Here is a 26,285-nt window from a genome sequence, read left to right as displayed (position 1 = left end):
GCAATTCGATGAAACGTGTTTCTCAAATGACCGCGCTGGCACTGGCTTTAGGGCTCGCTTGCGCTTCCTCCTGGGCTGCTGATATGGCGCAGGCGCTCAACTTCACACAACTGGCGCAAAAACAGGGTACGGCAATCGATACCCGTCCAGGCGCGTTCTACAATGGCTGGCCGCAGTCGTTAAATGGCCCTTCCGGACATGAACCTTCCGCCCTGAACCTCTCTGCCCGCTGGCTCGACAACATGAGTGACGAGCAGCTCAACGCCTGGATCCAACAGCATCAGTTGAAAGCCGACGCTCCGGTCGCACTGTACGGTAACGACAGCGACGTGCAGGCGGTGAAAGACCGACTGCAAAAAGCCGGGCTGCAACAGGTTGTCACGCTGAGCGACGCGCTGCAGGATCCGGCCCGCCTGCAACGACTGCCGCATTTCGAGCAACTGGTTTATCCGCAATGGCTGCATGACCTGCAGCAGGGTAAAGAGGTGACCGCGAAACCTGCCGGTGACTGGAAAATCATCGAAGCGGCCTGGGGGGCGCCGAAGTTTTATCTGCTCAGCCATATTCCTGGCGCGGATTACATTGACACCAACGAGGTGGAAAGCAAACCGCTGTGGAACAAGGTCTCTGACGCCAGTCTGCAGGCGATGCTGGCGAAACACGGTATCCGTCACGACACAACGGTGATCCTGTACGGTCGCGATGTTTACGCGGCCGCGCGGGTGGCGCAGATCATGCTGTATGCTGGAGTGAAAGACGTTCGTCTGCTCGACGGCGGCTGGCAGACCTGGTCCGACGCGGGGTTGCCGGTCGAGCGCGGCACGCCGGCGAAAGTGAAACCGGAGCCCGATTTTGGCGTGACCATTCCGGCGCAACCACAGCTGATGCTTGATATGGCGCAAGCGCGCGGACTGTTGCACCGTCAGGATGCTTCGCTGGTCAGCATTCGCTCCTGGCCGGAATTTATCGGCACCACCAGCGGCTACAGCTATATCAAGCCAAAAGGTGAAATTGCCGGGGCGCGCTGGGGACATGCCGGCAGCGATTCGACGCATATGGAAGATTTCCATAACCCGGACGGCACCATGCGCAGCGCGGATGACATCGCCAGCATGTGGAAGCAGTGGCACATTCTGCCGGATCAGCAGGTCGCCTTTTACTGTGGCACCGGCTGGCGCGCGTCAGAGACGTTTATGTACGCCCGGGCGATGGGCTGGAAAAACGTCGCGGTTTATGACGGCGGTTGGTACGAGTGGAGCAAAGATCCGAAAAACCCGGTGTCCACAGGCGAACGTGGCCCGGACAGCAGTCTGTAATGGATTGCCGGATGGTAGTGTAAGCGCTTTACCGCTATCCGGCGTTCATCCCTCATTTTTCCCCTGTAACCCTTTCAGCGTCAGATAACCACTCCAGACGCGGGTCAACGTCGTCATCCAGCACAGCGCGCCGAAGACCCATGCCAGAACGGCAAAATACGCCGGGAAAAGGCAGCCGAGCACAAAGAGTGCGATGGTTTCCGTTCCCTCGGTCAATCCACCGAGATAATAAAACGATTTATGCGCGTAGCCAGGGTTGTCGATATTGTGCTTCGCGGCCAGCGCGGCAAAGGCGAGAAAACTGCTGCCGGTGCCGATAAACGCAAACAACAGCCAGCTCCCTGCCAGCGCGTTCTGCTGCGGGTCGGCCAGAATGAAGCCGAACGGCACCAGCGCGTAAAACAGAAAATCGAGCGCGATATCAAGAAAGCCGCCCGCATCGGTAAGCCCCCGACGTCGCGCCAGCGCACCGTCAAGCCCATCCAGCAGTCGGTTCAGGACAATCGCCACCAGCGCCGCCAGATACCAGCCCAGCGCCAGAAACGGCAACGCCAGTACGCCGAGGCCAAACCCAACCAACGTCAGGCCGTCCGGGGAAACCCCCGGCCTGTCGAGTACGCCTGCGCAGCGGTGGAGCAGCGGTTTAAGCCGTGGATGCAAATGTCTGTCAAGCACGCGGCGCTCCTTTGAGACTGTCGCACAATCCCTGCGACGGGATATCCAGCGCGGCATTGAAACGCGCCGAGAGGTTCTGGAAAGCCAACAGCGCGGTCATCTCGCTAATAACGTCATCGCTGAAATGCTGCTTTATTTGCGCTTTCAGGGCATCATCTACCCGCGGCGGCGTGGCGGTCACCGCGTCAGCATAAGCCAGCGCAACACGCTCTTCTGGTGTAAAAAGCGACGATGCTTGCCAGTCCGCCACCGCCAGCACTTTGTCCATCGCGCCACAGCGCTCTGCCAGCCGCAGACTGTTGGCATCCACGCAGAATGCGCAGTGGCAGACCTGCGACACGCGCGTCATCAGCAGCGCTCGCATCACCGGCGTCAGACGCGCACGTTTACGCTCGAGAAACCCCACGAACAGCGCCACCAGCCAGAACAAAAATGGCATCCGTCCCCACCAGCGCGTCGGGTGTAATACCTCGCCGTAGTGTTTTCTTTGCGACATCACGAGAGGGTTGAGACTGGCAGGGAGACGGGTGAGCGGCGTTACCCACGATTGCGGATCGTTCAAGGAAGACTCCTGGGACTTCAGGTCAATCAAAGATGACGATAGTATGTCACTTTCTGCTGTTGAACATTGACGAATATGATGAAAACCCTCGACGTTGTTGCCGCGATCATTGAACGTGATGGCCAGATTTTGCTCGCCCAGCGCCCGCCGCAGGCGGATCAGGCAGGCTTATGGGAATTTGCCGGTGGCAAAGTGGAAGCAGGCGAAACGCAGCCGCAGGCGCTGGTCCGCGAACTGCGCGAAGAACTGGGAATTGAGGCCACGGTGGGGCGCTATATTGCCAGCCATCAGCGTGAAGTCTCCGGGCGGATGATTCATCTGCATGCCTGGCATGTCCCGGCGTTCAGCGGAGAAGTGATCGCGCATGAGCATCAGCAACTGGTGTGGTGCGAGCCGCACGCCGCGCTGGACTATCCGCTCGCCCCTGCCGATATTCCGCTGCTTAACGCCTTTATGATTTTACGCGACGCCAGACCAGCGGATTCGTGCTGAGCGTTTTCTCGTCGCGCTGGCACTGCAGCAACACGCCATCGGCTTTAATCACCGCCCCTTCTGAATAATTCTGATCCTGATAAATGCAGCACTGATTACAGGGCTGCGCGCGCTGTCCGCCGGAACTGAAGACCTCCGGCGGCACGTTCACCTGAACATCCGGGCGAATGCTTTGATTCGCCAAGGTGGATAAAGAGAGTGTCATCAGCGCTGCCGTCATCGCGATAAAACGCATAGGGTTTCCTTACTATTTCGGGACTGTTCTCAGTATAACGGTAACCCGCGCGGGAAACTTTACTCTCTTCTGTCATCGTTTTTCGTTATGACAGCCGTCTGGTTATTAATTTGCCTGGCACCGGCATTTTTTTCTTGCTATCCGTCACATTCCTGGTGGTATAGTCAAAATCTGCAAACGCACTTAATACAAACAACATAATTACAACCACATTAAAATATAAGAGGTTTTTATATCTATGGATCAGACACGCTCTCTGGAATCATTCCTCAACCATGTACAAAAGCGCGACCCGAATCAAACCGAGTTCGCGCAAGCCGTCCGCGAAGTCATGACTACCCTGTGGCCGTTCATTGAGCAAAATCCGCGTTATCGTGAAATGTCGTTGCTGGAACGGTTGGTTGAGCCTGAGCGTGTGATTCAGTTCCGCGTCGTGTGGCTGGACGACCGTAATCAGGTCCAGGTTAACCGCGCCTGGCGCGTACAGTTCAACTCGGCGATTGGCCCGTACAAAGGCGGGATGCGCTTCCACCCTTCCGTTAACCTGTCGATCCTGAAGTTCCTCGGCTTTGAGCAAACCTTTAAAAACGCACTGACTACCCTGCCGATGGGCGGTGGTAAAGGCGGTAGCGATTTTGATCCGAAAGGCAAAAGTGAAGGCGAAGTGATGCGTTTCTGCCAGGCGCTGATGACGGAGCTATACCGTCATTTGGGTCCGGATACTGACGTTCCTGCCGGTGATATCGGCGTGGGTGGTCGTGAAGTGGGCTTTATGGCCGGGATGATGCGTAAGCTCTCCAATAACAGCGCCTGTGTGTTTACCGGCAAAGGGCTCTCCTTTGGCGGCAGTCTGATCCGTCCGGAAGCAACAGGCTACGGCCTGGTCTACTTCACTGAAGCGATGCTCAAACGTCATGGTCTCGGCTTTGAAGGAATGCGCGTGGCGGTTTCCGGCTCCGGCAACGTGGCGCAGTTTGCTATTGAAAAAGCAATGGAATTTGGCGCTCGCGTGGTGACGGCCTCCGACTCCAGCGGCACCGTCGTGGATGAGAGCGGCTTTACGAAAGAGAAACTGGCGCGTCTGTGCGAAATCAAAGCCAGCCGTGACGGTCGCGTGGCGGACTATGCCCGTGAGTTTGGCCTGACCTATCTGGAAGGCAAACAACCGTGGTCAGTGCCGGTCGATATCGCTCTGCCGTGCGCCACGCAGAACGAACTCGATGTCGACGCTGCCCGTCAGCTTATCGCCAACGGCGTGAAAGCGGTGGCGGAAGGGGCAAACATGCCAACCACCATCGAAGCGACCGATCTGTTCCTTGAAGCCGGTGTGCTGTTTGCACCGGGCAAAGCGGCGAACGCCGGTGGCGTTGCCACCTCCGGTCTGGAAATGGCACAGAACGCGGCGCGTCTGAGCTGGAAGGCGGAGAAAGTGGATGCCCGTCTGCACCACATCATGCTTGATATTCACCATGCCTGCGTCGAGTACGGCGGTGAAAGCAAGCAGACCAACTATGTCCGTGGGGCGAACATCTCCGCCTTCGTGAAGATTGCCGACGCCATGTTTGGTCAGGGTGTGATTTAAGCCCCCCTGCAAACCGAATTACAGGCCCGCCTCTGCTGATGGCGGGCTTTTTTTCGCCGCGCGTTTACGAGGCGCGCTCTTCTTCTTCTCTCCGCCGTCACCGCCTGGCGCCACAATGCCACGGAAGCGACGTACCGGCGTACTCCGCGCCTGATCGATCAGCTGATACAGCGTCCCCACCAGCGGCTGCATGAAATCCTGATAGCGGCACTGTTTTTCGCTGATTTGCGTCAGAATTGACTCCCAGTGAGCAGTCATATCCGGACGGGTCGCCATCTCCGGCAGGGAGTGGAACAGCGCTTTTCCGGCATCGGTAGAGTGGATATAACGCCCTTTTTTGATCAGAAAACCGCGCTTAAACAGCAGTTCGATGATCCCGGCGCGGGTGGCCTCGGTGCCCAACCCGTCCGTTGCGCGGAGGATCTTTTTCAGATCTTTATCCTGAACGAAGCGCGCAATCCCGGTCATCGCCGACAGCAGCGTGGCATCGGTAAAATGGCGCGGCGGCTGGGTCTGACGTTCAACCACTTCGCCCTTTTCGCACAGCAGTTCATCGTCTTTCGCTACCACCGGCAGCGGCGTGCCGTCGTTCTCTTCATCCCGCTCTTTACTGCCCAGCAGCGTTCGCCAGCCCGCTTCGGCAAGGAACCGGGCCTTTGCGACGAATTTACCCTTCGCGATATCCAGTTCAATCACGCATTTACGGAATACCGCATCCGGGCAGAATTGCATCAGGTATTGACGGGCTACCAGGTTGTATACCTTCGCTTCATTGTCCGTCAGATTAATACTGTTGCTGCGCGCAGTAGGAATAATAGCGTGGTGGGCATCAACCTTTTTATCGTCCCAGCAGCGATTACGGGTATCGGGATTTACCGCCGGTTGCGGCAGCAGATCCGGCGCATGCACGCCGATGGCGTTCATCACCGCGTGCCGTCCAGCAAAGTGCTCTTCCGGCAGATAGCGACAGTCAGAACGCGGATAGGTAATCAGTTTGTGGGTTTCATACAGCTTCTGGCAGATGTCGAGCACGTTCTGCGCGCTCAGGCCAAAGCGTTTCGCCGCTTCAATCTGTAAGGCTGACAGCGAGAACGGTAGCGGCGCGGATTCTGATTCTCGTTTATCGTTATAGCTGGTGACCATCGCCGGTTGGCCGTTGATGCGGTTGACCACATGCTCAGCCAGCGGACGGTGTAATAATCGCCCCTCTTCGTCCTGATAGGGTTCGCACGCTTCGCTCGGCTGCCAGATCGCGGTGAAGCGTTCATCCGCAGGGGTCACGATATGTGCTTTCACTTCAAAAAAATCTTTGGCAACGAAGTTCTCGATCTCTTCGTCCCGGCGGACAACCAGCCCGAGCACCGGTGTCTGTACGCGCCCGACGGAGAGCACCCCCTGATACCCGGCGTTACGCCCGAGAATGGTATACGCACGGGTCATGTTGATGCCATACAGCCAGTCCGCGCGGGCGCGGGCCAGGGCCGACACGCACAACGGCACGAATTCGCTGTTTGAGCGCAGACGTTCAATCGCACGTTCAACGGCCTGTGGGTTGAGATCGTTAATCAGACAGCGCTGTACCTGATGACGCTTTTCCGGCGCCAGTTGCAGGTAATCCAGCACCTCGTCCACCAGCAGTTGCCCCTCGCGATCCGGGTCTCCGGCATGGATAACCTCACTGGCCTCATGCAGAAAACGCTTGATCACGTTGAGCTGTTTAGTCACGGAAGGACGCGGCTGCAATTGCCACTTTTCCGGCACGATCGGCAGATCGGCCAGATTCCAGCGCGCGTAACGACTGTCATAGACATCAGGCTGCGCCTGTTCAAGCAGGTGACCAATACACCAGGTCACCACCTGACCGTTACCGCATTCAATAAAGCCATCGCCCTTGCGGTGCGGTTTAGGCAACACATCGGCAATGGCACGCGCCAGACTCGGCTTTTCGGCAATAAACAACCGCATTGGATTAACGGATCTCAACCATGGCGCGACCGCCACGGGCATCAACCAGTTCACCAATCGCCGTCAGATCGATACCAAATTCGGCGGCGGTGGCTTTCACTTCTGCTTCGGCCTCTGGTGTTACCGCCAGCAGCAGGCCGCCGGACGTTTGTGGATCGCAAAGCAGGGAGCGCACCGCCTGCGGCATTTCCCCCATCAGGTGGCCGTAGCTGGCAAAGTTACGCTCGGTGCCGCCCGGTACGGCGCCCAGGCGGATGTACTCTTCCACGCCCGGCAGTTTAGGGATGTCCTGGTAGCAGATTCGCGCCTGTACGCCTGCACCCTGGCACATCTCGCTGAGGTGGCCCAGCAGACCAAAACCGGTCACATCGGTCATCGCTTTCACGCCGTCGATGTTGGCAAATGACGCCCCGGCAATGTTCATCCGGCACATGACTTCCGTCGCCAGCCCCTGATGTTCAGGTTTCAGCAGCGATTTTTTCTCTGCGGTGGTCAACACGCCGATGCCTAGCGGTTTGGTCAGGAACAGTTTACAACCGGCCTCGGCGGTGCTGTTTTTCTTCACCCGCTCAGTGGGGACAATACCGGTCACGGCCAGACCGAAGATCGGCTCCGGCGCGTCAATCGAGTGGCCGCCCGCCAGCGCAATGCCCGCCTGACGACAGGCAAAGCGTCCGCCTTCAGTCACTTCGCGAGCGATTTCCGGCGACAGTTTGCTGATAGGCCAGCCGAGGATCGCGATCGCCATAATCGGTTTGCCGCCCATCGCGAAAATATCGCTAATGGCGTTGGTCGCCGCAATGCGACCAAAATCAAACGGATTATCGACAATCGGCATAAAGAAGTCGGTGGTACTGATAACGCTGGTACCATTGCCCAGATCGTACACCGCCGCGTCGTCGCGGGTTTCATTTCCCACAAGCAGGTTCGGGTCGACAAACTTCGCCTGCTCACTGTGCAGGATGGTTTCCAGCACTTTCGGGGAAATTTTACAACCACAACCCGCTCCGTGGCTGTACTGTGTTAAACGAATAGCATGCTCGCTCATGGACATCTCCTGTCATTGCAATCAGGCTATGGTAGCGCTCATTCCATGAAGTGATAAGAGAGAGTGTCCGAATTCCGGCGTCTTTGCTCAGAATCCAGACAGTTTAGCCTGATTAACTAAAATTTCGTCACGAAAGGCGCGGTATCCGGCACGCTGATGGTGGTTGAGGCTTTCAGTTGTGGGGTACCGAGGTAGAGGAAACCAACGATCTTGTCGTGCGGGCGACAGTCAAACGCGTCGCGCACCACCGGACTGTCGGTTAATGCTCCGCTACGCCAGATCCCGCCAAAGCCCTGTGCGATGGCCGCCATTTGCATCGCCATCACCGCGCAACCCGCGGACATTTCCTGCTCCCAGACCGGGACCTTATGATTTTCATCGCATTTCGCGACCACGGTGATGATAAGCGGCGCGCGAAACGGTGCGCTACGCGCTTTTTCGATCCCTTTTTCATCGCTACCGGCGGCAATCGCCCCCTTTTCCAGCACCGCGCTGAAGCGTTCGCGCCCTTCGCCTTCAATAACGAAGAAGTGCCACGGTTGCAGGGTCTTATGATCCGGCGCGCGCATGCCCGCACGGAGAATATTTTGCAGTTGCTCACCGGCAGGTGCAGGCTCGGCCAGGCGAGAGGCGCTACGGCGGTTAACAAGTAATTCAAGTGCATCCATTTGGTTAACTCCTGTCAGGGTGAATATTCACAAAATTAACACGAGAGCAGATTTTGTTACAGCGCCGACGGTGATTCCTGCTGACAAGAGACGGCAGGGTCATTAGGATAGCCACATCTCATACGCCTGACTCAGGTGTAGTATTGGTAACGGTAGGGAGAATACATGCGAACCCTGTGGCGATTCATTGCCGGTTTTTTTAAATGGACGTGGCGACTGCTTAATTTTGTCCGCGAGATGGTGCTTAACCTGTTCTTTATCTTCCTGGTCCTGGTGGGTGTCGGGATCTGGATGCAGGTCAGCAGTAATAACACCAGCGATAAAGTCGGTCGCGGTGCCCTGATGTTAGATATTTCCGGGGTGATCGTCGATAAACCGTCCAGTACCAGTCGTCTTGGCGTTCTCAGCCGTCAACTGCTGGGCGCCAGTTCCGACCGCTTACAGGAAAACTCCCTGTTCGATATCGTCAATACCATTCGTCAGGCCAAAGACGATCGCAATATCACCGGTATTGTGATGGACCTGAAGAACTTCGCCGGCGCCGATCAGCCGTCAATGCAGTATATCGGTAAAGCGCTGCGTGAATTCCGCGACAGCGGTAAGCCGGTCTATGCCGTCGGCGATAACTTTAGTCAGGGTCAGTATTACCTCGCCAGCTTCGCCAATAAAATCTGGCTCTCGCCGCAGGGTTCCGTTGATATCCACGGCTTTGCCACTAACGGACTGTATTACAAATCCCTGCTGGATAAGCTGAAAGTGTCTACCCATGTGTTCCGCGTGGGCACCTACAAATCGGCTGTCGAGCCGTTTATTCGTGACGACATGTCGCCTGCGGCGCGGGAAGCGGACAGCCGCTGGATTGGCGAGCTGTGGCAGAACTACCTGAATACCATTGCCGCCAACCGTCAAATCCCGGCTGAGCAAGTCTTCCCTGGCGCTCAGGGCGTTCTGGATGCGCTGACGAAAGCCGATGGCGATACGGCGAAGTATGCGCTCGACAGCAAGCTGGTCGACGCCCTGCTTTCCAGCGCCGAAGTGGAAAAAGCGCTGACGAAACAGTTTGGCTGGAGCAAAGCCGAAAATAACTATCGCGCGATCAGCTACTACGACTATACGCTCAATCCGCCTGCGGATACGGGTAGCTCCATCGGCGTGGTCTTTGCCAACGGCGCTATCATGGATGGTGAAGAAACACCGGGGAACGTCGGCGGGGATACCACCGCCTCGCAAATTCGCGATGCGCGTCTGGATCCAAAAGTGAAAGCCATTGTTCTGCGCGTCAACAGCCCTGGCGGCAGCGTGACGGCGTCGGAAGTGATTCGTTCGGAACTGGCCGCCGCACGTGCTGCCGGTAAACCGGTGGTCGTATCGATGGGCGGAATGGCCGCTTCTGGAGGTTACTGGATCTCTACACCGGCCAGTTACATTGTGGCCAACCCAAGCACGCTGACCGGTTCAATTGGCATCTTCGGTGTGATTAACACCGTTGAGAACAGTCTTGACTCGATTGGCGTACACACCGACGGCGTCGCGACCTCACCGCTGGCTGATATTTCACTGACCAAAGCCCTGCCGCCGGAAGCGCAGCAGATGATGCAACTGAGCATTGAGAATGGCTATAAGCGCTTTATCACTCTGGTGGCGCAGGCGCGTAAATCCACGCCTGAGCAGATTGATAAAATCGCGCAGGGCCACGTCTGGACCGGTCAGGACGCGAAAGCGAACGGTCTGGTCGACAGCCTGGGCGACTTCGACGATGCGGTGGCTAAAGCGGCGGAACTGGCAAAACTCAAAGAATGGCATATCGACTATTATCAGGATGAGCCGACCTTCTTCGATATGATCATGGACGGCATGTCAGGTTCTGTCCGCGCCATGCTGCCGCAGGCGATTCAGGCGATGCTTCCTGCGCCGCTGGCCTCAGCGGCCAGTACGGTCAAAGCGGAAAGCGATAAGCTCGCCGCGTTCAACGATCCGCAAAACCGTTATGCGTTCTGTCTGACCTGCGCGAACGTGCGTTAATCCTCACGCCCTCTTCCTGCGAAGAGGGCGTTTTCTCTGAGCAACAAGATACTAGCCATGCAGAAGAAATCGATTTACGTTGCCTATACCGGCGGGACCATTGGTATGCAGCGCTCCGAACAGGGTTACATCCCGGTCTCCGGACACCTTCAGCGCCAGCTGGCGCTGATGCCTGAATTCCATCGTCCTGAAATGCCCGACTTCACTATTCATGAATATGCCCCGCTGATGGATTCGTCAGATATGACGCCGGAGGACTGGCAGCATATCGCCGATGACATCAAAACCCATTACGATGAGTACGATGGTTTTGTGATCCTGCACGGCACCGACACCATGGCGTTTACCGCTTCTGCGCTCTCATTCATGCTGGAGAATCTGGGTAAACCGGTGATTGTGACAGGGTCACAAATTCCACTGGCGGAGCTGCGTTCTGACGGACAAATCAATCTGCTCAACGCGCTTTACGTCGCGGCAAATTATCCGATCAACGAAGTTACCCTGTTCTTTAACAACCGTCTGTTTCGCGGCAACCGCACGACAAAGGCGCATGCTGACGGCTTTGACGCTTTCGCCTCCCCTAACCTCCAGCCGCTGCTCGAAGCGGGTATCCACATCCGCCGTCTGGGGACGCCACCGGCGCCCCGTAGTGAAGGTGAACTGATTGTTCATCCGATCACGCCGCAACCCATTGGGGTCGTCACCATTTATCCAGGAATCTCCGCCGATGTGGTGCGCAACTTCCTGCGCCAGCCGGTAAAAGCGCTGATTCTGCGTTCTTATGGCGTCGGTAATGCGCCGCAGAATAAAGAGTTCCTGAAAGAGCTTAGCGAAGCCAGCAAGCGCGGCATCGTGGTTGTTAACCTCACGCAGTGCATGTCAGGGAAAGTGAACATGGGCGGCTATGCCACCGGCAATGCCCTTGCACATGCTGGCGTCATTGGCGGTGCGGATATGACCGTTGAAGCCACCCTGACCAAACTGCATTATCTGCTCAGCAAAGGGCTGGATACGGATGCAATTCGCAAAGCGATGACGCAAAACCTGCGTGGTGAACTCACGCCGGACGACTGAGGAGGATCTGATGACACACCGTGCGCTATTACTGGTCGATTTACAAAACGATTTCTGCGCCGGCGGCGCGCTGGCGGTCCCGGAGGGCGACAGTACCGTTGATATCGCAAACCAGCTGATTACCTGGTGCCAGACCCGTGGCGATGCGGTAATCGCAAGCCAGGACTGGCACCCTGCGAACCACGGCAGTTTCGCCAGTCAGCATCAGGCTCAGCCCTACAGCCAAGGGACACTGGACGGTCTGGCGCAAACCTTCTGGCCCGATCACTGCGTGCAGGAGACCGACGGCGCGGCGTTTCATCCGTTGCTGAACCGCAAGGCGATAGAGGCCGTTTTTCATAAGGGCGAGAACCCACTGGTCGACAGCTATAGCGCCTTTTTTGATAATGGACGCCGGCAGAAAACCGGGCTGGATGCGTGGCTTCGCCAGCATGACGTGAATGCGCTGATCGTTATGGGACTGGCGACCGACTATTGCGTCAAGTTTACGGTGCTGGATGCGCTGCAACTGGGTTATACGGTGAATGTCATTACCGACGGCTGTCGCGGCGTGAACATTCAGCCACAGGACAGTGCCCATGCCTTCATGGAGATGGCAGCGGCAGGCGCTACGTTGTATACCCTCGCTGACTGGGAAGAAACTCAGCGCTAAACCTCCCGCCGGATGATGGCCTGCCTTGTCATCCGGCGAAAAAATCTTTTCCCTTCCGTCACATAAAATGAACTCAAACCGGCAGTGACTCTGCACAGGTGCTACGCTTGGATGGCTGTTTTTTCGCCACGCCATTTCCGTGGCGTGTTTGCTTTTGATTTTTAATGTCAAAGAGGATTAGCTATGAAACGTTTGCCATTGTTGGCAGCATTACCCTTGCTTTGCGCATCTGTCGCGTCCGCCAGTTCCATGATGTCCGTCGGCTACTTCAACGGCGGCGGAGATGTTACCGCCGGACCCGGCGGCGATATCAACACCCTGGATGTCCGCCAGATTACCCACCTTAACTACTCATTCGGCCTGATTTACAACGCTGAGAAAGACGAAACCAACGCCGCGCTGAAAGATCCTACGAAATTGCATCAGATCTGGCTGTCGCCAAAAGTGGAGTCTGACCTTGCCCTGATCCCGGTACTGCGTAAACAGAACCCACAGCTGAAAGTCCTGCTTTCTGTTGGCGGCTGGGGGGCGCGCGGATTTTCTGGCGCTGCCGCAACGCCGGAGACACGCGCCGTGTTTATCCAGTCCGCGATGGAGGTTATGCAGAAATACGGTCTCGACGGTATCGATCTGGACTGGGAATATCCGGTTAACGGCGCCTGGGGACTGGTCGCCAGTCAGCCTGCCGACCGCGAGAACTTCACACTGCTGCTGAAAGAACTGCGTCAGGCAGTCGGCAATCAGAAACTGGTGACCATTGCCGTCGGGGCCAATGCGGAAAGTCCGAAAAGCTGGGTGGACGTGAAGGCGATTGCACCGCTGCTCGATTACATCAATCTGATGACCTATGACATGGCCTACGGAACGCAGTATTTCAACGCCAACCTGTATGATTCTAAAGACTGGCCAACCGTCGCGACGGCCGATAAATACAGCGTCGACTTTGTGGTCAACAACTACCTGGCCGCCGGACTGAAGCCCCGACAAATGAATCTGGGGATTGGTTTTTATGGCCGTGTTCCCAAACGTTCTGTAGAGCCCGGAATTGACTGGACAAAACCGGACGCGCAAAAAAATCCCGTCACGCAACCCTACTTTGGCGAGCAGGAAATCGCACTGTTTAAATCACTGGGAGTCGATCTGACCAAAGACACCTACGTGAAATATAACGACATCGTCAAAACGTTCCTGAACGATCCGCAGAAACGGTTTACCGAGCACTGGGACGATCAGGCGAAAGTGCCATGGCTGTCCGTTCAGTCGGCTGATGGTAAACCGCTGTTTGCCCTCTCTTATGAGAATCCCCGCTCGGTGGCAATCAAAGCGGATTACATCAAGAAGCGTGGACTGGCGGGAGCGATGTTCTGGGAGTACGGCGCGGACGACAATAACCAGCTCGCGAAGCAACTGGCGGAATCCTTAGACATTACGCACTAAGCACCGTCCTTGACTGAACATGCCCTGTGCGTCCGCATGGGGCATTTTTTTCGGAACCGGTGGGATGAGGTGTGTCACGCGAAACGGGATCGGTTATGATGGCTCCAACCCGTTGCGTCAGCGTTTGACGCCACGTTTCATTTTCAACTGGAGGCATGGGATTGTATGGCTTTTATCCCTAAAAATTACGCCCGTCTGGAAGTAGGCTACCGGGAAAAGGCGCTGAAACTCTTCCCGTGGGTCTGCGGTCGCTGCTCCCGCGAGTTTGTTTACTCAAACCTTCGCGAACTGACGGTGCACCATATCGATCACGATCATTCCAATAACCCGGAAGATGGCAGCAACTGGGAGATGTTGTGCCTGTACTGCCACGATCATGAGCATTCCAAATATACGGAAGCCGACCAGTATGGCTCTACGGTGGTCGCGGGCGAGGATGCGCAAAAGAGCGTCGGCGAAGCCACGTACAACCCTTTCGCCGACCTGAAAGCCATGCTGAATAAAAAATAATCCGCCACGTTAGCCCGGCCGCGCGACGGAATGCCGGGCCCATTGCGCGCTATCAGGATTTGAACGTCACAATCGGTTCTGGCGTAATACCGAAATCCACTTTCAGCTGCTGTTTGCTCTTCATCACCATCTGCCCATTGGTGTCGATCGTCATATGTTGAGCATCCGTATTGTGGCGCGCCTGCCAGAGCATCACCAGTTGCAGACTGTTATCTTTTTGCTCCGGGGTCAGCGCGACGCCATCCGGCCATTTTCCCAGTTCAACGGCGGTGGATAAACGCTGATACACTTCCGGCGTCATGCTGTTAACTATCTCATCAAGATTCATGATAAGTCCGCTCCTATGGAATAATTTGCTGAATCGTTTTTTCAACCTTTCGTCTGGTCACCGTTTTCGTCGTCAATGAAGCTCAGAGAAGCTGAATTGACGCAGTAACGTTCGCCGGTGGGTTGCGGGCCATCGGGGAAGACGTGCCCCAGATGCGCATCGCAGTTTCCACAGCGAATTTCAATGCGTTGCATACCGTGTGAAAAGTCCTTGATATAACGGATCGACTCTTCACTTACCGGCTCGTAGAAGCTGGGCCAGCCGCAGCCGGAATCGTATTTGGACTGGGAGGTAAACAACGGCGCATCGCAGATCAAACAGTGATAAACGCCGTCACGCTTGTTATGCAGCAACTGCCCGGTAAATGGCGGTTCTGTGCCGTGATTCTGCGTCACGTAGAACTGCATTTCAGACAGGTTTTTTTTCAGATCTTCTGCAGAAGGTTTGTTCGCCATTTTGCTCACATCTCACTTTTCATGACGCTGACATTGCGCGACAGATTCTAACAAAACATTAACACCTCAGTGCAGACTTTTGTTCTAAACTTGATCCTTGCGAAATGGCAGCTTGTGAATCGTGATGCAAATCACATTTTTATCTCAGTTGCCCTTTAAAATTCGGGGCGCCGCCCCCATGTGGTTTCAAGCCCAATGGAAGAGTGAGGCGAGTCAGCCGTGCAAAGCTTGTACAGAGGATTGATTTGTCGCAATGATTGACACGATTCCGCTTGACGCTGCGTAAGGTTTTTGTAATTTTACAGGCAACCTTTTATTCACTAACAAATAGCTGGTGGAATATATGACTATCAAAGTAGGTATCAACGGTTTTGGCCGTATCGGTCGCATTGTTTTCCGTGCTGCTCAGAAACGTTCTGACATCGAGATCGTTGCAATCAACGACCTGTTAGACGCTGAATACATGGCTTACATGCTGAAATATGACTCCACTCACGGCCGTTTTGACGGTACCGTTGAAGTGAAAGACGGTCATCTGATCGTTAACGGTAAAAAAATCCGTGTTACCGCTGAACGCGATCCGGCTAACCTGAAATGGGACGAAGTTGGTGTTGACGTAGTGGCTGAAGCGACCGGTATCTTCCTGACCGACGAGACTGCTCGTAAGCACATCACTGCTGGCGCGAAAAAAGTCGTACTGACTGGTCCGTCTAAAGATGACACCCCGATGTTTGTTAAAGGCGCTAACTTTGACAAATATGCTGGCCAGGACATCGTTTCCAACGCATCCTGCACCACCAACTGCCTGGCTCCGCTGGCAAAAGTGATCAACGACAACTTCGGCATCATCGAAGGTCTGATGACCACTGTTCACGCAACCACCGCTACTCAGAAAACCGTTGATGGCCCGTCTCACAAAGACTGGCGCGGCGGCCGTGGCGCGGCTCAGAACATCATCCCGTCCTCTACCGGCGCTGCTAAAGCGGTAGGTAAAGTTCTGCCAGAACTGAATGGCAAACTGACTGGTATGGCGTTCCGCGTTCCAACTCCGAACGTATCCGTTGTTGACCTGACCGTTCGTCTGGAAAAAGCCGCTTCTTACGAAGACATTAAGAAAGCTATCAAAGCCGCTTCCGAAGGCCCGATGAAAGGCGTTCTGGGCTACACCGAAGACGACGTTGTATCTACCGATTTCAACGGCGAAGTTTGCACTTCCGTGTTCGATGCTAAAGCGGGTATCGCTCTGAACGACAACTTCGTGAAACTGGTTTCCTGGTACGACAACGAAACAGGTTACTCCAACAAAGTTCTGGACCTGATCGCTCACATCTCCAAATAAGTTGAGATGAGAAACTGATCCAAAAAGGCGACTTCGGTCGCCTTTTTTTATGGCTTTTCGCTACGGTTGAATCAAGGATTGCATCATGATTAATGAAATTTTTGCACTTCCGGTAATCGAACACATTACCCCTGTCCTCTCCCGCCGTCAGCTCGACGAGCTGGACCTGATCGTCGTCGACCACCCGCAGGTAAAAGCGTCTTTCGCGTTACAGGGCGCGCACCTGCTCTCCTGGAAACCAGCCGGAGAAGAAGAAGAGGTTCTGTGGTTGAGCAATAATACACCGTTTAAAAATGGCGTCGCGCTGCGCGGCGGCGTGCCGATTTGCTGGCCGTGGTTTGGTCCGGCGGCACAGCAAGGACTGCCCTCTCACGGCTTCGCCCGTAACCTGCCGTGGACGCTGAAAGCCCATAATGAAGACGACAACGGCGCAGTGCTGACGTTTGAACTGCAAAGCAATGAAGAGACACTGAAACTGTGGCCGCATGATTTCACCCTGCTGGCGCGCTTTAAAGTGGGCAAAACCTGCGAGATTGAACTGGAAGCGCACGGTGAATTTGAAACGACCTCCGCGCTGCATACCTATTTCAACGTTGGCGATATCGCGGCGGTGAAAGTCAGCGGTCTGGGCGATCGCTTCATCGATAAAGTGAACAACGCCAAAGAAGATGTACTGTCCGATGGCGTACAGACCTTCCCGGATCGTACCGACCGTGTTTACCTGAACCCGGAAGCCTGCAGCGTGATTCACGATGGCGCACTGAACCGCAACATCGACGTTGTGCACCATCACCACCTCAACGTGGTTGGCTGGAACCCTGGCCCGGCGCTGTCTGTGAGCATGGGCGATATGCCGGACGATGGCTACAAAACCTTTGTGTGCGTGGAAACGGCGTATGCCACCGCCGCACAGAAGACCACCGAAGAAAAACCTTCCCGCCTGGCGCAAACCATTCGCGTTGCGAAGGTCTAAGAATGATTGCGGTTGAGACATCACAGGCCGGATAAGGCGTCAGTCGCCATCAGGCATTGTTTGCCGGATGGCGATGCCTGCGCATCCTATCTGGCCTGCGGGTCAAAACCGGATATCGTCACACCATATCCAGCGCCGTTTTGCCTCTCGGCGCGGGATACGCCTTATCCAGTGCGGCGAGTTCCTGAGCGGAAAGCGTCATGCTCAGCGCCGCCGCATTTTGCTGCACATGCTCCACACTTGCCGCTTTCGGAATCGCCATCACCCCGTGATGACTGATGACCCATGCCAGCAGGATCTGCGCTGCCGATGCATTGTGCGCATGCGCGATCTCATTGACCACCGGATGATTCAGTAAACCGCTGCGTAAACGCCCGGCCTGCGCCAACGGGCTGTAAGCCATTACGGGAAGATGATGTTGCTGACACCACGGTAACAAATCGTATTCAATGCCGCGTGAAGCCAGATGATACAGCACCTGATTGGTCGCGCACTGCCTGCCGCCCGGGATCTGCCACAGCGCCTGCATATCGTCGACGTCAAGATTGGACACCCCCCAGCGACGAATTTTACCCTGAGCAATCAGGGTTTCCATTGCTTCGACCGTCTCGGCAAAGGAGAAATTGCCTGACCAGTGCAATAAATAGAGATCCAGATAGTCGGTTTTCAGACGACGCAGACTGGCCTCGCAGGCGGCAATCGCCTTTTGCCCACCCGCGTTCCACGGGTAGACCTTCGACACCAGGAACACGCGTTCACGCAGTCCGTTCAGCGCCTCACCAACCACCTCTTCTGCGCCGCCATCGGCATACATTTCAGCGGTATCGATGAGCGTCAGCCCCAGATCCACGCCCGCGCGAAGTGCAGACACTTCCGCCCGGCGGTGACCGGCATTTTCCCCCATGTACCATGTCCCCTGCCCGATCGCAGGCAGAACAACGTCACCGGCGAAGACAACCTGTTTATCTGTCATCACATTCTCCTTTGTTGTGCACCACCGTAAAGCAAAACAGGGCGCAAGCGCCCTGTTTTGATGCACAGATTGCACTCCCAAGGCTCGGTTAAAACTTAGGCATATTCACACTTCCAGGGAAGCTCTTTTTATGTTGGACAATATTTTTCAGGATCATCCCCATAATACCATCCGGCACAAAATGATTAACCATGCTAATTAATCAAGGTGTCTACTGGTTATCCCACATCTTTACTACGGATAATACTTTATGGGATGGAATACCAGAAATGCTGGAAACTGGGCAAGAAGCCACGCCGAACCGGGTCCAACCAATAACTGCGCAACATACGTGCGTAAAGCTATTCAAGCGGGTGGGGTTATTGTGACCAATACACATAATGCTAAAGATTACGGATCAATGCTGGAGGCAGCAGGCTTTAGAAAAATAGCACCAACACAGCCCCCTCAGGCTGGTGACGTTGTCGTTATCCAGCCATATAAAGGCGGACATGCCGCTGGCCACATGGCGATATTCGATGGTCAGGACTGGTACTCTGACTTCAAACAAAGGGACTTCTGGGGAGGTCCTGGCTATCGCTCATCGAAACCGCCTTATCAAATGTACAGGAAAAATTAATGCGCCTCTTTTTTATCGTATCCATGGTGTATTTACTCACGTCCTGCGTTTCAGGAAACAATGATGCTGAAAAACGCGTAGCTGATTTTTATCACTACTATTTACCTGTTTTTGCCAATAGCCCTGGCAAAATAAAGCCAGATCCTGAGAAAATGCATGAATACGTCTCCCGCGAAACGTTAACTCAACTTGATGTTATTTCACATATTTATGAGCAAGAAATCATCGACTCTGACTATTATACGTACGCGCAGGACTATTCGGTCGACTGGATCCCTTCATTGAAGGTGGGCAAAGCACAAGATGTTGACGGTAGTAAATACGTTACTGTTTGGCTTGGATGCGAAAACGACAAAACCTATCAGATAGGCGTCTACCTGAAAAAAGAAGATCGGAGATGGAAAATCTACAGAGTCAAAAACGTCACCGATGGCTATGAGCACTTTATTTTTGACAGGCAGTCTATTGAAAAAGCAAAGCAACATGCCAAAGAGGTCGAATGACTCAGTGACAAAAAAGCCCGCACAGCGGGCTTTGGGGCTTTTATCGATTGCACTGTGATAATGCACAATCAGAACTTATAGGTGATCCCGGTTGAAATCAGGCCAGTCCAGGATTTGTCCACCATCGGGCTGTCGGTAATTTCATCAGACAGACGGGTGTAGCGTGCAACACCGTAAACGCTCCAGTCACCGAGGAAGTTGTAGTTCGCGCTCAGTTCCAGATACGGATTCCAGCTGTCGTCCGGGTTATAACCACGCATACCACTGCGAGCGGACTCTTTACGTGACACGCCGTAGTAGTAGTCGTTCTGGTTTTCACTGTTCCACTCCACACCGATACCCGGTGTCAGGGTCAGGCCGCCGTTGGTATAGCGGTACAACCAGGCCAGATCCCAGACGATGCCGTTGCTGTTGTCCAGCGTATCCCCGGCGAGCGTGGTACGCAGGAAACCGTATTCGGTGTTGTGAACGTACGATAAGCCCGCCATCATGGTGCTCTTACGCTTATCAAGACGACGCATCTGACGATCGTCGCTGTCACCCGGTTTGAAATACATCGGGGACCAGTAGGCGGTGATCGATAACTTATCTGCGGTGTCGTTCCACAGGTAGTATCCACCACCCAGACCATGGAACCAGAAGTTGTCGCCTTCGTAATTAATCACCGGAACCGGATAAACATCCGCGTCGTAATCTTTATATGGGTGTTCAACCACACCAACGCCAGCGCCAAGCGTCAGGTTGCTTTCAGCGTGCGCCACGGTAGCTGACGATGCGATTAACACGCCAAGTGCCAGAAGTTTGAGTTTGGTCACAATCCATCTTTCCTTATTCAAATGTTCAGCGGCAAAAGTGTAACCGCCAATACGTTACAACCCAACCATTTTACAAATTAATAAAAGAATGTAACCGTCTAATTTTGCAGGCTGAGATGACGCTCTGCTTACAGTGGGGTGAAAACTGTGTGATCTCCCGCGGCATTATTTACACTCGCTATGCACTTTTTGCGGATGAGTTATTGATATGCCATTGAAAATCATTTGTGGGTGCATGCAAGTTTTGCAAATGCCATCTACGCTTTAATTTAGAAGTTGTATCGCCGGGCACGTTGGTCTCACGCTGCGCAAGCTGGCATGAGAGTTGCTGTTTTTTAGATACGAGACAGTAAATGACGTCGTTCAGTCTACCTCTTCCGGGAGCCTCTACTATTCATATGAACGGCTCTTAACCTGTGCTAAAAAACGAAAGGACGGCATATCATGAATATATTCGATCACTATCGCCAGCGTTATGAAGCTGCCAAGGACGAAGAGTTCACACTGCAGGAATTTCTTACCACTTGTCGGCAAGATCGCAGTGCTTATGCCAACGCGGCAGAACGGCTATTGATGGCTATTGGTGAGCCCGTCATGGTCGACACTGCCCAGGAACCCCGACTTTCTCGCCTCTTCTCCAACCGGGTTATTGCACGTTATCCGGCGTTTGAAGAGTTTTACGGCATGGAAGACGCGATCGAACAGATTGTCTCTTATCTGAAACACGCGGCTCAGGGGCTGGAAGAGAAGAAACAGATTTTGTATCTGTTGGGGCCTGTAGGGGGCGGGAAATCGTCGCTTGCCGAACGACTGAAGTCGTTGATGCAGCGTGTCCCGATTTATGTGCTGAGCGCCAACGGCGAACGCAGTCCGGTGAACGATCATCCGTTGTGCCTGTTTAATCCGCAGGAAGATACCCAGATTCTGGAAAAAGAGTACGGCATTCCGCGCCGTTATCTCGGCACTATTATGTCGCCGTGGGCCGCCAAACGCCTGCATGAGTTTGGCGGGGATATCACCAAATTCCGCGTGGTGAAAGTCTGGCCGTCGATTCTTGCGCAAATCGCGATTGCCAAAACGGAACCCGGCGATGAGAACAATCAGGACATCTCCGCGCTGGTCGGGAAAGTGGATATTCGAAAACTCGAACACCATGCCCAAAACGATCCGGACGCGTATGGCTATTCCGGCGCGTTGTGCCGGGCCAACCAGGGGATCATGGAATTCGTCGAGATGTTTAAAGCACCGATTAAAGTGCTGCATCCGCTGCTGACCGCCACTCAGGAAGGTAACTACAACGGCACCGAGGGGATCTCCGCCCTGCCGTTTAACGGCATCATTCTCGCCCACTCGAACGAATCGGAATGGGTGACGTTCCGTAACAACAAAAACAACGAAGCCTTCCTCGACCGTGTCTACATCGTGAAGGTACCGTACTGCTTACGCATTTCCGAAGAGATCAAAATCTACGAGAAATTACTTAACCACAGCGAACTGACACATGCGCCCTGCGCGCCGGGAACCCTGGAAACGCTGGCGCGTTTCTCGATTCTCTCCCGCCTGAAAGATCCGGAAAACTCGAGTATCTACTCGAAAATGCGCGTCTATGACGGCGAGAGTCTGAAAGATACCGATCCGAAAGCGAAGTCGTATCAGGAATATCGCGACTACTCCGGCGTCGATGAAGGGATGAACGGTCTGTCGACCCGTTTTGCGTTTAAGATCCTCTCGCGCGTCTTTAACTTTGACCATGTCGAGGTCGCGGCGAACCCGGTTCATCTGTTCTATGTACTGGAACAGCAGATCGAGCGTGAACAGTTCCCGCAGGAGCAGGCTGAACGCTATCTCGAGTTCCTGAAAGGCTATCTGATCCCGAAATACGCCGAGTTTATTGGTAAAGAGATCCAGACTGCTTATCTCGAATCCTACTCGGAATACGGACAGAATATTTTCGACCGCTATGTCACGTATGCCGATTTCTGGATTCAGGATCAGGAGTACCGCGATCCGGATACCGGCCAGTTGTTTGACCGTGAATCGCTGAACGCGGAGCTGGAAAAAATTGAAAAACCGGCAGGGATCAGCAACCCGAAAGATTTCCGTAATGAAATCGTTAACTTTGTGCTGCGCGCGCGAGCTAACAACAGCGGACGAAATCCAAACTGGACCAGCTATGAAAAACTGCGCACGGTCATTGAGAAGAAAATGTTCTCCAATACCGAAGAGCTGCTGCCGGTCATTTCGTTCAATGCCAAAACCTCGACCGATGAGCAGAAGAAACACGACGACTTTGTCGACCGGATGATGGAGAAAGGCTACACCCGTAAACAGGTGCGTTTACTGTGCGAATGGTATCTGCGCGTACGTAAATCGTCTTAACAGCATAAATGACCCGGAAGATTTTCTCCGTTTACCGGGCAAATAGTTCGTTTGTACGCAAAATCATTCAAGGTGTATCAAGGCGGCAAATGAGTGAATCCCCAGGAGCGTACATAAGTACGTGACTGGGGTGAGCGAATGCAGCCAACGCCGAGATAACTTGAAGGATGAAGCGTAAAGTTGGCAAATGCAGTACGGGGGGCATATGACCTGGTTCATTGACCGACGACTTAACGGCAAAAATAAGAGCACGGTTAACCGCCAGCGCTTTTTACGCCGTTATAAAGCACAAATTAAACAGTCGATCTCCGAGGCCATTAACAAGCGTTCGGTGACCGATGTAGACAGCGGTGAATCTGTCTCCATTCCGACGGAAGATATCAGCGAACCGATGTTTCATCAGGGGCGCGGCGGCCTGCGCCATCGCGTTCACCCAGGTAACGACCATTTCGTACAAAATGACCGCATCGAGCGTCCGCAGGGCGGAGGCGGCGGTTCAGGTAGCGGACAGGGCCAGGCCAGTCAGGACGGTGAAGGCCAGGATGAGTTCGTCTTTCAGATCTCCAAAGACGAATACCTCGATCTACTTTTCGAAGACTTAGCGCTGCCCAACCTGAAGCAAAATCAGCAGCGCCAGCTTACGGAGTATAAAACGCACCGGGCCGGTTATACCGCCAACGGCGTTCCGGCCAATATCAGCATCGTGCGTTCGCTGCAAAATTCTCTCGCCCGGCGTACGGCCATGACGGCCGGCAAACGACGTGAGTTGCACGCGCTGGAACAGGATCTCGACACCATCAGCAAAAGCGAACCGGCGCAGTTGCTGGAAGAGGAACGGTTACGCAAAGAGATTGCTGAGCTGCGAGCCAAAATCGAACGCGTGCCGTTTATCGACACCTTCGACTTGCGCTACAAAAATTACGAGAAGCGTCCCGATCCTTCCAGCCAGGCTGTGATGTTCTGCCTGATGGACGTCTCCGGATCCATGGATCAGTCGACGAAAGACATGGCCAAACGCTTTTATATTCTGCTCTATCTGTTTTTGAGCCGGACCTATAAGAACGTGGAAGTGGTCTATATTCGTCACCACACCCAGGCAAAAGAGGTCGATGAGCATGAATTCTTCTACTCTCAGGAAACCGGGGGAACTATTGTCTCCAGCGCCCTGAAGTTGATGGATGAGGTTGTGAAAGAACGTTACGACCCTGCGCAGTGGAACATCTACGCCGCACAGGCATCGGATGGTGATAACTGGGCGGATGACTCTCCGCTGTGCCATGAAATTCTGGCGAAGAAACTGCTGCCGGTAGTTCGTTATTACAGCTATATCGAAATTACCCGCCGCGCCCATCAAACCCTGTGGCGCGAATATGAACATCTGCAAGCCACGTTTGATAATTTTGCGATGCAACATATTCGCGACCAGGATGATATTTACCCGGTGTTCCGCGAGCTTTTTCAGAAACAAGGTGCCACCAGCTCCAATTAAACGACAGCCAGCCAGGAAAATAGTCTCCTGGCTGGTTCATTTCATGCCTTTTGCACTCCATATCCCTGCTGGCCGGTAGGTTGCACCTGTGACGTGTGATAAAATAGATTATCTGACCAGGAGGGTTGTTGTTTATCATGAAATTGCCCCATAAAGCGCTCAGGCTCTTTATTTCCGCAAGCGTTGTCGTTTTGACATCTTCCTTTTTGATCTATGAACTTATTGCCAGCCATAAGTCAATGAATGGCTACATGCGCTATATCATCGAAAAAGCAGACTCCTCATTTCTGTATGATAAATACCAGAATCAGAGTATTGCCGCCCATCTGATGCGCACACTGGCAACCCCCGAGAAAACGCTCTCGGCGGATACCCGCAATACCCTTTGCCAGTCGTTTGAAAGTGTTAACTCGGTGTATGGTTTGAATCTGACGCAGCACAATTATCCCCCACTTAACGGCACGTTACAGACCTCCGTTGATGACTGTGAGCGTATCGCGGACGATGTGCTGCTGCTTCCTGCTTTTGATCAGGCCGTGAAGGTTAACCGGGAACAGATTGATTATGGAAAAGGCCTCGCCACTTCAGAGGAGAAATTTCATTATTATCTGGATTTACAGAATCAATATATTTATTTCTATGATCCGATCAATACGCGTCAGTTTGCCATGCATCACTGGGCTTTTTTACAAAAAGGCTCATTAGGTATTCATCAGGCCGATATTGATGAATTGTTTTCTGGTCGTACCGTGCTGTCGAGTATCTATCAGGATGATCGTACCGAACTTAACGTGATGAGTTTTTTAACACCGGTCTATCTGGACGGTAAGTTAAAAGGCATCGTGATGGTGGATATTAATAAGCGCAACTTGCAAAATATTGTTTTTACCCGCGACCGCCCACTGGTCTGGCGTTATCTTGATGCCAGCGTGACGGATACCGACTCGGATAAGACGATTATTATTCATCAAAGCGAGAATAATCTTTTCCCGTACGTCCATTACGTCAGCGATCTTCCCGGTGGTCTGCACGTCGAGTTTTCACTTGATATTTTGTATTTCATTGTCTCGTCCTGGAAGCTGTTTCTGTTTTACCTGCTGGCGACGGCCCTGCTTCTCAATATGGTCCGGCTGCATTTCCGCCTGTATCACAATGTGACCCGCGAAAATATCAGCGATGCGATGACAGGCCTGTATAACCGTAAAATTTTAACCCCGACGCTTGAGCAGCGGTTACAGCGTTTTGTCAGCACCGGAACGCCGGTGACCTTTATCGCCATCGATCTCGACAAGCTGAAAATGATTAACGATACGCAGGGACACCACGAGGGCGATCGGGCGATCACTTTGTTGGCAAAAGCGATTGAGGCGTCGGTGCGCAAAAGCGATTACGCCATCCGTCTGGGCGGCGATGAATTTTGCATCATTCTGGTGGATGCGGAGCCTGATATGGCGACTCGTCTGCCAGAACGGATAGCCAACCACCTGCGGACTGTGGCGCCTGAGAAAGATATTCGTTTTTCATCAGGCAGCTACAGCATGCAACCGAACGATACGCTGCATGATGCCTACACTGCCTCTGACGAGCAGCTCTACCTCAACAAGCACCAAAATCGTCAGCGTTCGTGATAATCTTTACCGTGTTTTTTTCGCGCAAACAGGAGTAAAAAATGAGCGAAATGGAGAAAGGCAGCGAAACCCATCAGCGTTTACTCGACTTATTGTCTCTGGAGGGCGCCCGTTATCGCGTCGTCAGCCATGAGGCCGTAGGGAAATGCGAGGCCGTGTCAGAAATTCGGGGCACTGCACTGGGTCAGGGAGCAAAGGCGCTGGTCTGCAAAGTTAAAGGTAATGGGCTGAATCAGCATGTACTGGCTATTTTACCTGCCGACCAACAGGCCGATCTCGGTCAACTGGCGGCATATCTTGGCGGTCTGCGTGCGTCCCTTGCCAGCCCGGCTGAAGTGGACGAGCTCACCGGTTGCGTTTTTGGCGCGATCCCGCCCTTCAGTTTTCATCCGCAGTTAACGCTGGTCGCCGATCCACTGCTGTTCGAGCGCTATGGCGAAATTGCCTTTAACGCCGGCGTGCTCACAAAATCGATTATTCTCAATACTGACGATTATCTGCGCATTGCCCGGCCAGAGTTGGTGGCATTTCACCGCGCATCGTAAG

26 protein-coding genes are annotated in these 26,285 nt (G+C 53.9%); 16 read left to right on the top strand and 10 right to left on the bottom strand.

Features of this window, described 5'->3' with window-relative positions; all coding sequences use genetic code 11:
• Positions 1–8: 8 nt before the first annotated feature.
• Positions 9–1,316, top strand: coding sequence for a rhodanese-like domain-containing protein (locus tag AL479_RS19720; protein WP_061077301.1), 1,308 nt, complete (start codon positions 9–11; stop codon positions 1,314–1,316).
• A 45-nt stretch (positions 1,317–1,361) separates the two neighbouring features.
• Here the strand turns inward: AL479_RS19720 and AL479_RS19715 are convergent, their stop codons facing one another.
• Complete coding sequence (locus tag AL479_RS19715) at positions 1,362–1,991, bottom strand: CDP-alcohol phosphatidyltransferase family protein (protein ID WP_061077300.1); 630 nt, start codon at positions 1,989–1,991, stop codon at positions 1,362–1,364.
• Complete coding sequence (locus AL479_RS19710; protein ID WP_061077299.1) at positions 1,984–2,553, bottom strand: carboxymuconolactone decarboxylase family protein; 570 nt, start codon at positions 2,551–2,553, stop codon at positions 1,984–1,986. Before AL479_RS19710 ends, AL479_RS19715 begins: the two co-directional genes overlap by 8 nt.
• A gap of 78 nt (positions 2,554–2,631) precedes the next feature.
• Here AL479_RS19710 and AL479_RS19705 point away from each other — a divergent pair, with 78 nt between their 5' ends.
• Positions 2,632–3,045: a pyrimidine (deoxy)nucleoside triphosphate diphosphatase gene (locus AL479_RS19705; RefSeq protein WP_061077298.1), complete on the top strand. Its 414-nt coding sequence runs from the start codon at positions 2,632–2,634 to the stop codon at positions 3,043–3,045.
• Here the strand turns inward: AL479_RS19705 and AL479_RS19700 are convergent.
• Complete coding sequence (locus tag AL479_RS19700) at positions 3,005–3,265, bottom strand: YnjH family protein (protein WP_225622859.1); 261 nt, start codon at positions 3,263–3,265, stop codon at positions 3,005–3,007. The genes AL479_RS19705 and AL479_RS19700 overlap by 41 nt on opposite strands.
• A gap of 253 nt (positions 3,266–3,518) precedes the next feature.
• On the opposite strand from AL479_RS19700, the gene gdhA reads away from it, so the two are divergent.
• Entirely contained in the window at positions 3,519–4,862 is a 1,344-nt protein-coding gene (gdhA, locus tag AL479_RS19695) for an NADP-specific glutamate dehydrogenase (protein WP_061077296.1), read from the top strand.
• Between the two features lie 18 nt (positions 4,863–4,880).
• On the opposite strand, the gene topB is transcribed toward gdhA, so the two are convergent.
• The 3 genes from topB to AL479_RS19680 all read right to left on the bottom strand — a co-directional run bounded on the left by topB (position 4,881) and on the right by AL479_RS19680 (position 8,543).
• Positions 4,881–6,827 carry a DNA topoisomerase III gene (gene topB / locus AL479_RS19690; RefSeq protein ID WP_061077295.1) on the bottom strand — a complete coding sequence of 649 codons (1,947 nt, stop codon included), beginning with the start codon at positions 6,825–6,827 and terminating at the stop codon, positions 4,881–4,883.
• A gap of 4 nt (positions 6,828–6,831) precedes the next feature.
• Positions 6,832–7,875: a selenide, water dikinase SelD gene (gene selD / locus AL479_RS19685; protein ID WP_061077294.1), complete on the bottom strand. Its 1,044-nt coding sequence runs from the start codon at positions 7,873–7,875 to the stop codon at positions 6,832–6,834.
• Between the two features lie 116 nt (positions 7,876–7,991).
• Positions 7,992–8,543, bottom strand: a complete 552-nt coding sequence (locus AL479_RS19680) for an NAD(P)H nitroreductase (protein WP_061077293.1) — start codon at positions 8,541–8,543, stop codon at positions 7,992–7,994.
• A 165-nt stretch (positions 8,544–8,708) separates the two neighbouring features.
• On the opposite strand from AL479_RS19680, the gene sppA reads away from it, so the two are divergent.
• The 5 genes from sppA to yajD all read left to right on the top strand — a co-directional run bounded on the left by sppA (position 8,709) and on the right by yajD (position 14,238).
• Complete coding sequence (gene sppA / locus AL479_RS19675; protein WP_061077292.1) at positions 8,709–10,565, top strand: signal peptide peptidase SppA; 1,857 nt, start codon at positions 8,709–8,711, stop codon at positions 10,563–10,565.
• 57 nt (positions 10,566–10,622) lie between these two features.
• Positions 10,623–11,639, top strand: coding sequence for an asparaginase (gene ansA, locus AL479_RS19670; protein ID WP_061077291.1), 1,017 nt, complete (start codon positions 10,623–10,625; stop codon positions 11,637–11,639).
• 10 nt (positions 11,640–11,649) lie between these two features.
• The gene (gene pncA, locus AL479_RS19665) at positions 11,650–12,291 is read left to right on the top strand and encodes a bifunctional nicotinamidase/pyrazinamidase (protein WP_061077290.1); all 642 of its coding nucleotides are present in this window, start codon (positions 11,650–11,652) and stop codon (positions 12,289–12,291) included.
• Positions 12,292–12,474: 183 nt separating this feature from the next.
• Positions 12,475–13,728 (top strand): glycoside hydrolase family 18 protein, encoded by a 1,254-nt coding sequence (locus AL479_RS19660; RefSeq protein WP_061077289.1) that lies wholly within the window; start codon positions 12,475–12,477, stop codon positions 13,726–13,728.
• Positions 13,729–13,893: 165 nt separating this feature from the next.
• Positions 13,894–14,238, top strand: a complete 345-nt coding sequence (yajD, locus tag AL479_RS19655) for an HNH nuclease YajD (protein WP_042319478.1) — start codon at positions 13,894–13,896, stop codon at positions 14,236–14,238.
• A gap of 52 nt (positions 14,239–14,290) precedes the next feature.
• Here the strand turns inward: yajD and AL479_RS19650 are convergent, their stop codons facing one another.
• Both AL479_RS19650 and msrB read right to left on the bottom strand, forming a co-directional pair.
• Positions 14,291–14,566, bottom strand: coding sequence for a YeaC family protein (locus tag AL479_RS19650; protein WP_061077288.1), 276 nt, complete (start codon positions 14,564–14,566; stop codon positions 14,291–14,293).
• Positions 14,567–14,607: 41 nt separating this feature from the next.
• A complete protein-coding gene (gene msrB, locus AL479_RS19645) occupies positions 14,608–15,021 on the bottom strand; it encodes a peptide-methionine (R)-S-oxide reductase MsrB (RefSeq protein WP_061078024.1) in 414 nt (137 codons plus the stop codon).
• 343 nt (positions 15,022–15,364) lie between these two features.
• On the opposite strand from msrB, the gene gapA reads away from it, so the two are divergent.
• Both gapA and AL479_RS19635 read left to right on the top strand, forming a co-directional pair.
• On the top strand, positions 15,365–16,360 hold the full coding sequence (gapA, locus tag AL479_RS19640) for a glyceraldehyde-3-phosphate dehydrogenase (protein ID WP_042319484.1): 996 nt from the start codon (positions 15,365–15,367) through the stop codon (positions 16,358–16,360).
• Between the two features lie 85 nt (positions 16,361–16,445).
• Entirely contained in the window at positions 16,446–17,333 is an 888-nt protein-coding gene (locus tag AL479_RS19635; protein ID WP_061077287.1) for a D-hexose-6-phosphate mutarotase, read from the top strand.
• 118 nt (positions 17,334–17,451) lie between these two features.
• Here AL479_RS19635 and AL479_RS19630 read toward each other — a convergent pair whose 3' ends face one another.
• Complete coding sequence (locus AL479_RS19630) at positions 17,452–18,306, bottom strand: aldo/keto reductase (protein WP_061077286.1); 855 nt, start codon at positions 18,304–18,306, stop codon at positions 17,452–17,454.
• Between the two features lie 250 nt (positions 18,307–18,556).
• Here AL479_RS19630 and AL479_RS19625 point away from each other — a divergent pair, with 250 nt between their 5' ends.
• Together AL479_RS19625 and AL479_RS19620 are read left to right on the top strand one after the other, a co-directional pair.
• Positions 18,557–18,925 (top strand): CHAP domain-containing protein, encoded by a 369-nt coding sequence (locus AL479_RS19625; RefSeq protein WP_061077285.1) that lies wholly within the window; start codon positions 18,557–18,559, stop codon positions 18,923–18,925.
• On the top strand, positions 18,925–19,428 hold the full coding sequence (locus tag AL479_RS19620) for a YbjP/YqhG family protein (protein WP_061077284.1): 504 nt from the start codon (positions 18,925–18,927) through the stop codon (positions 19,426–19,428). Before AL479_RS19625 ends, AL479_RS19620 begins: the two co-directional genes overlap by 1 nt.
• A 68-nt stretch (positions 19,429–19,496) precedes the next feature.
• Here the strand turns inward: AL479_RS19620 and AL479_RS19615 are convergent, their stop codons facing one another.
• Positions 19,497–20,243, bottom strand: coding sequence for a MipA/OmpV family protein (locus AL479_RS19615; RefSeq protein ID WP_061077283.1), 747 nt, complete (start codon positions 20,241–20,243; stop codon positions 19,497–19,499).
• Positions 20,244–20,687: 444 nt separating this feature from the next.
• Between AL479_RS19615 and yeaG the strand changes: the two genes are divergently transcribed.
• From yeaG to AL479_RS19595, 4 genes are all read left to right on the top strand, one after another.
• On the top strand, positions 20,688–22,622 hold the full coding sequence (gene yeaG, locus AL479_RS19610; protein ID WP_043000926.1) for a protein kinase YeaG: 1,935 nt from the start codon (positions 20,688–20,690) through the stop codon (positions 22,620–22,622).
• A 205-nt stretch (positions 22,623–22,827) separates the two neighbouring features.
• Positions 22,828–24,111, top strand: a complete 1,284-nt coding sequence (locus AL479_RS19605; protein WP_061078023.1) for a YeaH/YhbH family protein — start codon at positions 22,828–22,830, stop codon at positions 24,109–24,111.
• Positions 24,112–24,248: 137 nt separating this feature from the next.
• The gene (gene dgcJ / locus AL479_RS19600; RefSeq protein WP_061078022.1) at positions 24,249–25,739 is read left to right on the top strand and encodes a diguanylate cyclase DgcJ; all 1,491 of its coding nucleotides are present in this window, start codon (positions 24,249–24,251) and stop codon (positions 25,737–25,739) included.
• A 41-nt stretch (positions 25,740–25,780) separates the two neighbouring features.
• Complete coding sequence (locus tag AL479_RS19595) at positions 25,781–26,284, top strand: YbaK/prolyl-tRNA synthetase associated domain-containing protein (RefSeq protein WP_061077282.1); 504 nt, start codon at positions 25,781–25,783, stop codon at positions 26,282–26,284.
• The last annotated feature ends 1 nt before the right edge of the window (position 26,285 follow it).

This window comes from Citrobacter amalonaticus, assembly GCF_001559075.2.
GTDB lineage: Bacteria > Pseudomonadota > Gammaproteobacteria > Enterobacterales > Enterobacteriaceae > Citrobacter_A > Citrobacter_A amalonaticus_F.
This window is presented reverse-complemented; position numbering and strand designations above follow the sequence as displayed.